The sequence below is a fragment of the Deinococcus puniceus genome, from assembly GCF_001644565.1.
GTDB lineage: Bacteria > Deinococcota > Deinococci > Deinococcales > Deinococcaceae > Deinococcus > Deinococcus puniceus.
The window spans coordinates 795,847-808,486 of the sequence record NZ_CP011387.1; the positions used below are offsets into that span (position 1 = coordinate 795,847).

Below are 12,640 nucleotides of genomic sequence, written 5' to 3' on the forward strand. Positions count from 1 at the left end.
TGCTGTGGACGTAAACTAGGCGGGTGAGTCCCAGAGAAGTTCCGCAGGGCGTGCTGAAGGGCACGGGTCATGGCCCATTGCCGCCGATGCTGACGCAATACGTACAGATGCGCGATGAGGTCGAAGCGCAACTGCCCAACGCGCTGCTGCTGTTTCAGTGCGGCGATTTTTACGAAACCTTTGGCGAGGACGCCGAACGCCTCTCGCGGCTTCTGGGCATCGCGCTGACGCACAAAAGCAGCCGCGACTTTTCTACCCCGATGGCCGGAATCCCGCTCAGGACACTCGACAACAACGTGGAACGGCTGTTGCAGGCGGGCGTGCGCGTGGCGGTGGCCGATCAGATCGAGGAACCGGGCGGCGCACTCGTAGACCGCAAGGTGACGCAACTGCTGACCCCCGGCACCGTGACTGAGGAACGCCACCTGACTGCCGACGAAAACTATTTGGCGGCGGTGGCAACGGGCGACGGCTACGCGCTGGCCCTGCTCGACATTTCTACAGGCGAGTTCCGCTGCGCCGCCTTTCATACCCGCTCGGTGCTGTATGACGAACTGGGGCGCTGGCGGGCGCGGGAGGTGCTGCTGGCCCCCGAACTGGCCGGAAACGCCGCACTGATGGCTGATTTTCAGGCCCGCTTTCCGGCCATGCTGTCGCCCGGCAACTTCGAGGAAGCGGCGGCCCGCCACGAGCTGCACACCGTGCTGGGCGAAGTGCCCGGAACCCTCAACAATGCCGCGCTGGTGCGGGCTTGCGGCGCGGTGCTGGGCTATGCACGGGCCACGCAACAGGGCCGCCTAGAGATGGTGCGGCGAGTACTGCGGTTCGAGCCGGGGGCACACATGCGTCTGCCCGACACGGCGGCACGGGCGCTGGAAATCTTTGTGCCGCAGGCTCCGCAGGGCATGACCCTGATGGACGTGCTGAGCGAAACGCGCACGGCGGGCGGGCGGCGCAGGCTGCGGGCGTGGCTGCGTGCGCCGCTGCTGGACGAACTGAGCGTGCGGGCGCGGCTGGACGCCGTGGAAACCCTGACCAGAGCAGCAGATTTGCGAAACGCGGTGCGTGCCCTGCTGTACCGCGCTCACGACCTGGAGCGTTTGGCTGCCCGTGTCGCCACCCGCCGCGCCACCCCACGCGAAGTGGCGTCTCTGGCCCGCACCCTTGACCTGCTCCCCGACGCCGCCCGCCTGCTGGACGGCCACGAGGGGTTGTTGGGCGGCGTGCGTGCCCGCGTGAACGGGCTGCCGGAAGTGGTGCTGCAAATTCGCGCCGCGCTGGTCGAAGACCCACCGATTCGGGCAGGCGACGGCGGCCTGATCCGCGAGGGCTTTCATCCCGAACTGGATAAGTTAAAAGCTGAGGCTTTGGCGCACCGCGAATGGATCGCCATGCTGGAACTCTCGGAGCGCGAGCGCACGGGCATCGGCAGCCTGAAAGTCGGCTTCAACAACGTGTTCGGCTACTTTCTGGAAGTCACGTCGGCGCATCTGGGCAAGGTGCCCTCCGATTACCGCCAGATTGCCACCCTCAAAGACCGCGCCCGCTTTACCCGCCCCGACCTGCGCGACCACGAACGCGAGATTGCGCGGCTGGAAGGCGCTGCCGGACGCCTAGAGCAAGAGGTCTTTACCGATCTGCGCGACGGCCTCGCCATGCACGCCGACGCGCTGCTGGAAGCTGCCGGAGCTGCCGCCGACTTGGATGTGCTGTCTGCCCTCGCTGAAATTGCTGTGGAACGCGGCTGGACGCGTCCCGAAACCGTGTCGGGCTTTGCGGAAATTGTGCAGGCGCGGCATCCGGTGGTGGAACTGAGTGCGCGGGGAAGCTTCGTGCCCAACGACGTGACGCTCGACGATACGCGCCACACACAGATTCTGACCGGGCCGAATATGGCGGGCAAAAGTACCTACCTCCGCACGGTGGCGCTGTGTGCGCTGCTGCATCAGATCGGCTCCTTCGTGCCCGCAGACCGCGCCGAGCTTCCCGTGTACGACGCCATTCATACCCGCATCGGGGCCAGCGACGACCTCGCCGGGGGCCGCTCCACCTTTATGGTGGAAATGAGCGAGTTGGCCGCCATTCTGCACGCCGCCACGCCCCGCAGCCTGATCATTCTGGATGAAGTGGGGCGCGGCACGAGTACGCTCGACGGCCTCGCCATTGCACAGGCAGCGCTGGAGCATCTACATTCCACCCGTGCCCACACGCTGTTTGCCACCCATTACTTCGAACTGACCCGGCTGGAAACCGACCATCCCGGCTTGATCAATTTGCATGTGGCCGCCGAAGAAGACGCCGATGCGGGCGGCCTCACCTTTTATCATCAGGTCATTCCCGGCGCGGCCCGCCAGAGCTACGGCGTAGAAGTGGCCCGCCTTGCCGGACTCCCCGCCCCCGTGACCGCCCGCGCCGCCCGTCTGCTGACCGCGCTGAACACGCAGGGGGACGACCAGAAGCTGACCCGCGAACTGGCGACACTCGACCTCAGCCGCCTGACGCCCATGCAGGCGCTAGAGGTGCTGCACGGCTGGCAACGGGCGCTGGTGGGCGGGAAAATGGAGTCTAGACCGAGCGAGGCTGTAACGTAAGCTGGGATACACACCTGTTCCTCACTAAATGATTCACTGTTCTCAACTCCGGGGGAGTAACCGCCCTATGCCTATTGGTTCCAAACAGTAGAAGTAGGGAGTGCGTGGACGTCATTACGAGCAATAGCATTGCTCCGTCACGTGCAGTAAAGGCCAGACCCGGACAGGATCGCTACACGGTTTCCTGTCCGTCGATGTCTGGCGAGATTTCTCCCTCGCTGACGTTTCATTCGGCCTCCCGTGTGGCGCTCCCTATAAGGAGTGTCACTGATGGAATTCTTATATGAACTGTGGTTGGGCAAGCCCGCGTGGATGTGGCTGGTCTTTATGACGTTGGTGGTTTCTCTGCTGGCCTTCGACTTGGGCGTACTAGGCAAACGCCGCGTCAAGAAGGCCACCGCCAGCGGCGCAGAGCATCCGCAAGAAATCGGCGTGAAAGCCAGCCTCAAGCTCAGTGTGTTCTATATCGGTGTGGCACTCCTGTACGGCGCTTGGGTGTGGTACGAGCTGGGCGCGACGAGCGGAATGCAGTACTTGACTGCTTTCGCCGTAGAAAAAGCCCTCGCGCTCGACAACGTGTTCGTCATCAGCGTCATCTTCGGTGCGCTCGCCATTCCGCGCCACCTGCAACACCGCGTCCTCTTCTGGGGCATCCTCGGCGTCATCGTGCTGCGCGGCATCATGATCGGCTTGGGCACGGCACTGGTCACGCAGTTCGACTGGATCATGTGGATTTTCGGCGCGTTCCTGCTGCTCACGGGCATCAAGTTGCTGTTTACCAAAGAGAGTGAGTCCGAAACCCCTGACCTCTCCAATCACTTCATGGTGCGTGTGCTGCGGCGCTTTGTGCCCATCAGCCCCAAGCTGGACGGCCAGAAGTTCCTGACCCGCTTGCCCGACGCCGCCGGAAAGATGCGCCTGCATGCTACGCCGCTCCTGATCGCCCTCCTGATCGTGGAAGCCGCAGACGTGATCTTCGCGGTAGATTCCATTCCCGCCGTGTTCGCCATCACCCAAGACCCGTTCATCGTGTACACCAGCAACATTTTCGCCATTCTCGGTCTGCGTGCGCTGTACTTCGCCCTCGCCGCCCTCGTCCACCGCTTCGCCGCCCTCAAGCCCGCGCTGGCGTTGGTGCTGGTCTTCATCGGCGGTAAAATCTTCTACAACCAGTTCTACGGCAAGATGGATCCCGCCATCAGCCTCGCTGTGACGATCAGCATTCTGGTCGGCGGCATTCTGGTCAGCCTCTGGAAGACGCGTGGAGAAGGGCCGAAAACGGCAGTCTGATCTGAGTTTTTTCCTCTGAGCAAGAGATTCGGGGCGGCGGGGCAGGGAACGGGCACTTGCCCCCCTGCCCCGCCGCCCTGTATACTCTCAAGTCGGCCAAGTGGGACAGGGCGGCCAACTGTTTCCGTCAGAGTCGTGTTGCAGATGCTGTAGCGCACCCGGCGAAGAAACGGCCCTCGCCCCCAGACGGCGACCCGACAGCAGCCAACCTCTCAGGTGACGCAGTGCGCGGAGTTTCCGGGCTACAGGAGCAAGTACATGCCTAAGATGAAGACCAAAAAGAGCGCCACCCGCCGTGTGAAAATCACGGGTACGGGCAAGGTCATGGCGTTCAAGAGTGGCAAACGCCACCAGAACACCGGCAAGAGCGGCGACACCATTCGCGGCAAGGGCAAGGGTTTCGTTCTCGCCAAGAGCGAGTGGGCACGCATGAAGCTCGCGCTGCCGAAGGGGAAGTGATTTAGTTGCCACGCGTCAAGACCGGTACTGTTCGTCGCCGCCGCCATAAAAAGGTGCTCAAGCGGGCCAAGGGGTTCTGGGGCACCCGCTCCAAGACCTACCGTAATGCCTTCCAAACGCTGCTGAACGCCGCAACCTACGAGTTCCGCGATCGCCGCAACAAGAAGCGCGACTTCCGCCGCCTGTGGATTCAGCGCATCAACGCAGGCGCACGTCTGCACGGCATGAACTACTCGCACTTCATCAACGGCCTGAAACTGGCCGGAATCGACCTGAACCGCAAGGTACTGGCCGACATCGCCGCCCGCGAACCCGCCGCCTTCAAGGCACTGGTCGACGCGTCGCAGGCTGCCCGCAACAACAAGTAACTCCAGAGCAGGAACAAGCAGGGCCGCCTTTCCGATTGGAGGGGCGGCTTTGTTGTGTTGAACTGGAGGGGAAAAGGCGTCTAAGGGTCTAAGGAAGGGCAATCGCTGGCGCTCATTCACCCCCTTAACAGCCCTTGCACTAGTAGCGGGACGGCTTGAGAAGCTGTGGAGCAGATGGGCAATTCAGCAGCGAACCCGCCCCAGCACCTTAGACCCTAGACCTTTAGACCCTTAGACTGCCGCCGCCCTGAGACACTGCCCCCTTAGACCTGCCCCCCACAGTCCCGCTCCGTCGCCCCTTTCCCCCGCCGAGCCTGTACGCTGTGCGGTATGGCGGTCATTCTCGGCATCGATATCGGCGGAAGCGGCATCAAGGGCGCTCCAGTAGACACGGCGACAGGCAAACTGACGGCAGAGCGGCACCGGATCGCCACACCCGAAGGCGCACGGCCCGACGACGTGAAGGCGGTGGTGGCTGAACTGGTGCGGCACTTCGGGCATAAGGGCGCGGTGGGTGTCACCTTTCCCGGCATCGTGCAGCATGGCGTAACACTCAGCGCGGCCAACGTAGACAAGGGCTGGATCGGGCTGGACGCCGACAAGCTCTTTACCGAGGCCACCGGCCAGAACGTGACCCTGATCAACGACGCCGACGCCGCAGGCTTGGCCGAGGCTAAATTCGGCGCGGGCGCAGGCGTGGCGGGCACAGTGTTGGTGCTGACCTTCGGCACAGGCATCGGCAGCGCCCTGATTCATGACGGCGTGCTGGTGCCCAATACCGAACTCGGTCATCTGTGGCTGCGCGACAAACACGCCGAAACGTGGGCCTCTGACCGCGCCCGTGAACGCGACGACCTGAACTGGAAGCAGTGGGCCGCCCGCGTCAGCAAATACCTGCAACATCTGGAACTGCTGTTTTCGCCTGACCTGTTCATCATCGGCGGCGGCGTGAGCAAGAAGGCCGACAAATGGGAAGCGGCGCTGGTGCTGGAGCGCAGCAAATTCGTGCCTGCTGCCCTGCTGAACGACGCCGGAATCGTGGGCGCGGCCATGATCGCCGAGCGCCGAACGGATGCCAAATCTTAAGCCGACAATCTTAAGCCGCCCCATTCTGAGAAATCGCTTAAGCTGAACTGGCGGCGACAACTCAGGCGGTCAAGCAGGGTGGGAACTTTGCTCACGCCTGCCGCGTAAGGGGGAAGTATGGGATTCCTGAAGAAAATGATGGCGTCGGTGGGCGTAGGTGCGGCAAAAGTGGATGCACAGTTGCGAGACCGGGCAGTGCGGATCGGTGACCCCCTGACGGGCGTGGTGGTCGTCAAAGGCGGCGCGGTGGAGCAGACCATCGAGCGCATCAATCTGGGCATCGCCACCCGCTACCGCCACGACGATTCCTACGTGAACCACACGCTGTTTACCCAGCCCATCACCGGCAATTTCGTCATCCGGCCCGGCGAGACGCAGGAATTCCCCTTCAGTGTGGTGGTTCCGGCAGGCACGCCCCTGACCCTGCCCGGCACGTCGGTCTGGCTGGTCACCGACGCCGATATCGCCGGAGCGTCCGACCCCAGCGACAACGACCAACTGACCATTTTGCCCAGCGCGGGCATGGAAACCCTGATCAGCGCGGCGCAGCGCCTCGGCTTCAGCCTTGCCAAAAGTGAAGTCGAGTATTCGCACGGGCGGATTGCACAGGAACTCAGCTTCAGGCCCCCGCATGGACAGTACAAACTGACCGAACTGGAACTGATGATGTTCCCCAACGGTGACGGCTTAGATGTGATTCTGGAAGTTGACCGCCGCGCGACGGGTGTGGCGAGCCTGTTTACCAGCGAGTTCGAGAGCAAAGACCGCTGGAACGTGCCGGGTCATCTGCTGCGGCAGGGGCCGGACGCCGTGGCCCACGAGCTGGAAGGCCGAATCAAGCGCATGAGCTAAAAGCTGGTGCTGGTGGCCGGACGCGCTTAAGGGCTGTCCGGCCTTTTGTCTGCCCCGCTGTACTGAGCACTACGACGCGGCACAATAGCGGGCATGTCTGATCCTGCCGCCTCCCAGTCTGCCCACACCCCCGAACTGCTGACCTGCGACATCCTGTATACGGGCATGGGCGGCGCACAGTCGCCGGGCGGCGTGGTGGTGTCAGGCGGCGTGATTGCGGCCACAGGCCACCCCAACACCTTGCGCGGCAACTTTCCGCACGCCCGCGAGAGCCGGGCTGGAAGCGTCATCGCGCCGCCGCCCGTGAACGCCCACACGCACCTCGATATGAGCGCCTACGACTTCCGCGCCCTACCCTATTTTCGCTGGATTCCCGAAGTGGCGATGGGCCAGCGAGACAAACGCGGCTTGGCGGGCGCTCTGGCCGGGGCCGACACCCTGAGAGCTTTGGGCGCGGGCGCGGTGGGTGACATCGTTTGGTCACATGGGCAAGACCTGTTGGCTCCGCTTTTGGCCCGCACAGACCTCTCTGGAGTCCTCTATTACGAGGTTCTCAGCCCCTTTCCAGAACGGGCCGACGAAGTATTCAGCGCGGCTCGGGAAGTCATCGAAAGCCACCGCAAGCTGGAGCGTCCCGGCGGCCCCCGCCTCGGTTTGTCGCCCCACACGCCGTTTACGGTCAGCCACCGCCTGCTGCGTCTGCTGGCCGACTACGCGGCGGGCGAGGGCTTGCCCCTGCAAATCCATGTGGCCGAACACCCCGCCGAAGTGGAACTGTTCCGCACGGGCGGCGGCCCCATCTGGGACAGCATGACCCGCTTTCCGTACCCCGCTACCTTTGCCGAAGTCATCGGACGCGCCCCTGAAGCCGACCTGACGCCCGTGCGTTACCTCGATGAACTCGGCGTATTGGCCGCCCGCCCCACGCTGGTGCATATGGTGAACGTGACGCCCGACGATATTGCCCGCACCGCCCGCGCAGGCTGCGCCGTGGTCACTTGCCCGCGTAGCAACACCCATTTGGAATGCGGGGTGTTTCCGTGGTCGACGTTTGCGGCGGCGGGCGTAGAAATCGCCCTCGGCACCGATTCCGTCGCCAGTGGCGGCAGCTTGGACGTGCGAGACGACGTGGCGTTTGCCCGCACGCTCTATCCCCACCTTGACCCCCGCCTCATTGTGCGGGCAGCCGTCAAGGGCGGTCACCGCGTCACTGGAACGCCGCTCCCCTTCATTCGGCGGGGGGCACTATGGCAAGACGCCTTCGTTTGGGCCTGAAGAGCCAACACTGAGTTTCCGGCACTGCGCCGCGCTGCTTTGTGCTACAGTTCTAGAGTTGCCCGTTACGCACGTCGACGTAACGGAGGAGGCACCTCATGAAGAAAGATATCCACCCCAAGGCCGTTCCCACCAAAATCATTTTTCAGGGCAAAGTCATCATGGAAACCCTGTCCACCAAGCCGGAAATCCACGTAGATGTGTGGAGCGGCGTGCATCCCTTCTGGACGGGCGAAGAGCGCTTCCTTGACACCGAAGGCCGCGTCGACAAGTTCAACAAGCGCTTCGGTGACAGCTACCGCACCGCCAAAAAGAAGTAAATCAAAAGCTTTATGGAAATCGCCCTGCCTTCACCGGTGGGGCGGTTTTTTGGTCATGGCCTGCCTACAGCATTTGTCATCATAATGACCGAGCGAAGCGAGTGAATTTTACCGAGCAGGACGGAGAATGGAGCCAGCGAAAGTCTCTTTTTTCGGTGGCTCCATTCGGAGAACTGCTCTAAGTGTCCCGCTCATAAAGACATCCGGCACAGTGCACCGACTATGCTGGGCCGCGTGCCTACAACTCAACTGCGGCTGGAACTTTTGCATCAGCTTTCTGATCTGAACGGCGTGCCCGGCAACGAGGAAGCCGTGCGCGACTTCGTGCTGCGCGAACTGGAGGGACTGGCCGACGACGTGCGGGTGGACGCTCTGGGCAACATCATCGCCACCCGCGCCGGACGCAAAGCCAAAAAGTCGGACAGCCCCCGCCAGCGCGTGATGCTCAGCGCCCACATGGACGAAATCGGCTTCTTGGTGCGCTTCGTGGATGAGCGAGGCTTTGTGCGCGTGCAGGCGCTCGGCGGCTTCGATACCCGCAACCTGTTTGCCCGCAACGTGACCGTGAATACGCGGGGCGGCGCACTGCCCGGCATTCTGACCCCCGGCGGCAAGCCCGTGCATATCGCCAGTGCCGAGGAACGCAAGAAGATTCCCGAAGTCAAAGAGTTTTTTGTGGACTTGGGCCTAGACGCCGAAGAAGTGAAGCGGCGCGTGCGAATTGGCGACATGGTGACGCTGGATCAGACGGCGCGGCAGGTGGGCAAACTGACGGTGGGCAAGGCGATGGATGACCGCGCCAGCGTGTTTATGCAACTAGAGGTCTTGCGCCAGTTTAGAGACAAGAGGCCCCGCCATGACGTGGTGGCCGTGTTCAGTGTTCAGGAAGAAGTGGGGCTGCGCGGGGCGATTGTGGCTGCCTACGGCATAGAGCCGACGCTGGGCATCGGGCTGGACGTGACGTTGGCCGTAGACACCCCCGGAGTCGCCCCCGAAGAAGCCGTAACCCGCCTCGGCGACGGCATCGGCATCAAGGTCTTCGATTCCACCATGATCTCTACCCGCTGGCTGGTGGATGAACTGGTGGATTTGGCCGAGCGCGAGGGCATCCGCTACCAACTGGAAGTGCTGGCACTGGGCGGCACAGACGGCGCAGCCATCCAAAAATCGCGGGCGGGCGTGCCCAGTGTGACCCTCAGCCTGCCGACTCGCTACATCCATACCATCGTCGAAGCCGTGCATGAGGACGACTTGCGGGCGGGGATAGATTTGCTGGTAGCTTATTTGGGCTAAGGCTTAAAACCTCTCCGGAAAGTGAAGGGGGTTAGCCACTAAGCCGCGCTGGGAGGGCGCTTCGTCCACCCCCTCCCCAGCGCTCCCCCCTCAAGGGTGAGGGAGCAAACACCTCGTCCTGAACGCATCTTGCGTGACTCGGCTTATATTTCCGGAAAGGCTCTTGATGGGATACAGCGGGAGTAGGGCGAGGCGGCCAGATTCAACTCGCCTTCCGATTCTCTATCGCGTTCTCCTAGAGACTTGATTCAGCGGTACGAACTGAGTAAAGCCCGTCTGTTACGGCAAAATCGCGTACAAGTCCACCCGGCTGCCGGGGCGTACGTCGTCGCGGGCGGCGATGGTCAGGGTGGCGGTGGGGCCTGTTTTGGCGTTCAGGCGCGTAATCAGGTCTACGAACTCGTTCACGTCCAGCCCCAGATTGTTGATGTACTCGCTGGGCACACCGCGTGTAGTCAGGTCAAGCACGGCGTCCTGCACGGCCTCGCTGATCTGGGCCTGAAGACTGCGGGTGTCGGCGCTGAGGGTTAGGTTCACCCGCCGGATGCCCTCGCCGCTGCGGTACAGCACGCTGTTGGGGCGGGCGTCGCAGGTCAGGTCTACGGAAAAGCCCACGACTGCATTGCTGGCGGCGCGGCACTGAACGAAGGTGCTGGCGTTCAGGCCACGCAGTTTGGTTTCCAGTGCGGCGCGGGCCGCAGGATTCAGGCGGGCGGCGGGGGTTCCCTTCGCGCCTCGGCTCTGGGCCGCGTTGGCGGCGGCCAGCAAAAAGGCGTCGAGGTTCCGCACGCCCGGCACCACGCCCGCATACACGAGGTCGTTGCGCGGAAAGGCGAGATCGGTGTTTCGGCTGGCACTCAACTCGTTACGGGCGCTGGAAAATTCGTCTTGCAGCTGCCCCAGCGTGGCGCGGGCGGTTGCCAGATCCTTGGATAAGGCTTCGTTGGCGGTTCGCAACTGTGCTTGTTGGCTGCGGAGCGTGGTCACTTCGGCCCGCACGCGGTCACGTTCGGCTGTGGCCTGCTGACGCTCCTGCACGGCTTTGGCCCGTTCGGTGGCGGCGCGGTCGCGTTGCAGTGCGGCTTGGTCGCGCTCCTTTGCCGTGAGGTCACGTTCCGAGGCAATCCTGTCGCGCTCAGCCAGTAGGCGGGCACTTTCTTTCTGGGTGCTGGAGAGTTGGGCTTCGGCCTGTGTGCGGGCAGCAACGGCGGCATTGCGTTCTTTGGTGGCTGCGGCGCGGTCAGCTTCCAGTTGGCGCACCTGCATCCCCAACTGTGCGGCGAGGCCACGGGTCTGCTCCACCTGCGCCTCAGCTTGCTGCGCCTTGGCCTGAGCGGCTTTGGCCTGCGCTTCGGCCTGCCGCACCTTGGCCTGCGCCTGCCGCACCTGCGCCCCGGCCTGCGCCACTTGTGCGGCGACGGCCACCACCTGAGCTTGGGCAGCCCGTGCCTGCGCCTGTGCGGCGTTGGCCTGTGCCCGTGCGGCGGCGGCCTGCGCCTGCGCCTGTACGGTTCGAGCCTGTGCCGCTTCAGTCTGGAGTTGGGCGGCTTCCGTCTGGGTCTGTGCGGCGGCGGCGCGGTTCTGGGCCAGCTTAGCTTCTTGTTCTGCCAGTGCCGAACGGGTATCCAGGTCGATGACTTGGCTGTCCAGCGCCTCTGCACGGGCCTGACTGGAAGCCAGCGCCGCCTCGGATGCCGTGAGCAGCGTGCGCGATCTGACGGCGCGGGCTTCCAGTTCGGTTCGCAGAGTAGTCAACGCCTCTACTTTGTCCTGCAACGCAGCAGCTTCGGTCTGAAGGCGCTGCTGAGCCGTGCGGGCGTCTTTCAGATTGCTGCGTGCGGCCTGAAGATCGGTCAGGGCGGCTTGCTGCTGCGCCCGCAACGCCTCGGCCTCGCGCTGGGCGGTGTCGCGGCCAATTTGTGCGGTTTTGAGGTCGTCCTGCACACTCAGAATCTCGGTTTTCAGGGCGTCCAGTTGCGGGCGCAGTTGATCGGCCTGAGCGATGGTATTGATGGCGCTGGAATTGAGTACCAAGAACGCCGCGAGACTGGCCGCGCTGATGCCCATGCCCGACAGCACGGCCACGATCAGCGCGGTGGTTTTGGGCCGCAACCCGAACCAGCGCAGATGCTTGCGCCCGGCTTTTTTGGCAATCGTGTCGGCGGCGTAGGCCACTACGCCCGACAAGATCACTACAAAGGGCAAAAACAGCCACAGCATCGCAGTCTCCGCTTACAGCTCGAAATCGTCGCCCAAATAATGGCGGCGGGCGTCTTCGTCTTGCGCGAATTCCTGCGGCGTGCCCTCAAATTTCACTTCTCCGTCAAACATCAGGTACACCCTATCGGTCAGAGCAATGGTTTCGCGCACGTTGTGGTCAGTAATAAACACGCCGATGCCCCGGCGGTCACGCAGCTCGCGGATCAGGCGCTGAATCTCGCGGATGCTCTTGGGGTCTACGCCCGTGAAGGGTTCGTCCAGTAGCAGATAATCGGGATCAGTGGTGAGTGCGCGGGCCAGTTCCAGCCGCCGCCGCTCGCCGCCCGACAGTTGGTAGGCGAAGCTGCCCGCCAAGTGCGTCAGCCCAAATTCGGCCAGCAGCGAATCGGCGCGGGCTTCCTGCTCGGCGCGGGACAGCGGGCCATATTCCAGAATCGCCAACAAATTATCGCGGGCGGTTAGCTTCCGGAAAGCACTGGGTTCCTGCGGCAGATAGCCAAGTCCCAGCCGTGCCCGTTCGTGCATGGGCAGGCGCGTCACGTCGCGTTCTCCGAGGGTAATGCTGCCACCGCCGGGGCGAATAAAGCCCACCAGCATGTAAAACGTGGTGGTCTTGCCCGCACCGTTGGGGCCGAACAGCGCCACGATTTCGCCGGGCCGCACCCGGAAATCCACGCCCCGCACCACCGCCCGCCGTCCATAACTTTTGGACAGTCCGGTTGCCACCAACTCAGGCCGTCCCAACCCTGCAGGGGGATTGGCAAGGGTGGCGTCGGGCATGGCAGGCGGGGAAGAAGCGGGCAGCGTCACGCTTGGAAGCGTACCACGCGCCCTCCGCGCCGCCCGTGAGAGGGGTGACGATAGGGGTGGGTGGAGTCTGGAACGT

At 63.4% G+C, this 12,640-nt stretch carries 11 protein-coding genes; 9 read left to right on the top strand and 2 right to left on the bottom strand.

Annotated elements, in window-relative coordinates; translation table 11 throughout:
* Positions 1-86: 86 nt before the first annotated feature.
* The 9 genes from mutS (at position 87) to SU48_RS03685 (ending at position 9,534) form a co-directional block, all read left to right on the top strand.
* Complete coding sequence (mutS, locus tag SU48_RS03645; RefSeq protein ID WP_064015815.1) at positions 87-2,591, top strand: DNA mismatch repair protein MutS; 2,505 nt, start codon at positions 87-89, stop codon at positions 2,589-2,591.
* A gap of 270 nt (positions 2,592-2,861) precedes the next feature.
* Complete coding sequence (locus tag SU48_RS03650; protein ID WP_064014072.1) at positions 2,862-3,881, top strand: TerC family protein; 1,020 nt, start codon at positions 2,862-2,864, stop codon at positions 3,879-3,881.
* 258 nt (positions 3,882-4,139) lie between these two features.
* Entirely contained in the window at positions 4,140-4,340 is a 201-nt protein-coding gene (rpmI, locus tag SU48_RS03655; protein WP_019010828.1) for a 50S ribosomal protein L35, read from the top strand.
* Positions 4,341-4,345: 5 nt separating this feature from the next.
* Positions 4,346-4,708, top strand: coding sequence for a 50S ribosomal protein L20 (gene rplT, locus SU48_RS03660; RefSeq protein ID WP_064014073.1), 363 nt, complete (start codon positions 4,346-4,348; stop codon positions 4,706-4,708).
* 330 nt (positions 4,709-5,038) lie between these two features.
* Positions 5,039-5,794, top strand: coding sequence for a polyphosphate--glucose phosphotransferase (ppgK, locus tag SU48_RS03665; protein ID WP_064014074.1), 756 nt, complete (start codon positions 5,039-5,041; stop codon positions 5,792-5,794).
* Between the two features lie 117 nt (positions 5,795-5,911).
* Positions 5,912-6,646 carry a sporulation protein gene (locus SU48_RS03670; RefSeq protein ID WP_064014075.1) on the top strand — a complete coding sequence of 245 codons (735 nt, stop codon included), beginning with the start codon at positions 5,912-5,914 and terminating at the stop codon, positions 6,644-6,646.
* A gap of 93 nt (positions 6,647-6,739) precedes the next feature.
* Positions 6,740-7,921, top strand: coding sequence for an amidohydrolase family protein (locus SU48_RS03675; protein WP_064014076.1), 1,182 nt, complete (start codon positions 6,740-6,742; stop codon positions 7,919-7,921).
* 98 nt (positions 7,922-8,019) lie between these two features.
* On the top strand, positions 8,020-8,241 hold the full coding sequence (gene rpmE / locus SU48_RS03680; protein WP_019010823.1) for a 50S ribosomal protein L31: 222 nt from the start codon (positions 8,020-8,022) through the stop codon (positions 8,239-8,241).
* 234 nt (positions 8,242-8,475) lie between these two features.
* Entirely contained in the window at positions 8,476-9,534 is a 1,059-nt protein-coding gene (locus SU48_RS03685) for a M42 family metallopeptidase (RefSeq protein ID WP_231881667.1), read from the top strand.
* Between the two features lie 279 nt (positions 9,535-9,813).
* Here the strand turns inward: SU48_RS03685 and SU48_RS03690 are convergent, their stop codons facing one another.
* The gene (locus tag SU48_RS03690) at positions 9,814-11,754 is read right to left on the bottom strand and encodes a DUF3084 domain-containing protein (RefSeq protein WP_064014078.1); all 1,941 of its coding nucleotides are present in this window, start codon (positions 11,752-11,754) and stop codon (positions 9,814-9,816) included.
* Positions 11,755-11,766: 12 nt separating this feature from the next.
* Positions 11,767-12,534: an LPS export ABC transporter ATP-binding protein gene (gene lptB, locus SU48_RS03695; RefSeq protein ID WP_064015816.1), complete on the bottom strand. Its 768-nt coding sequence runs from the start codon at positions 12,532-12,534 to the stop codon at positions 11,767-11,769.
* Positions 12,535-12,640 lie beyond the last annotated feature (106 nt).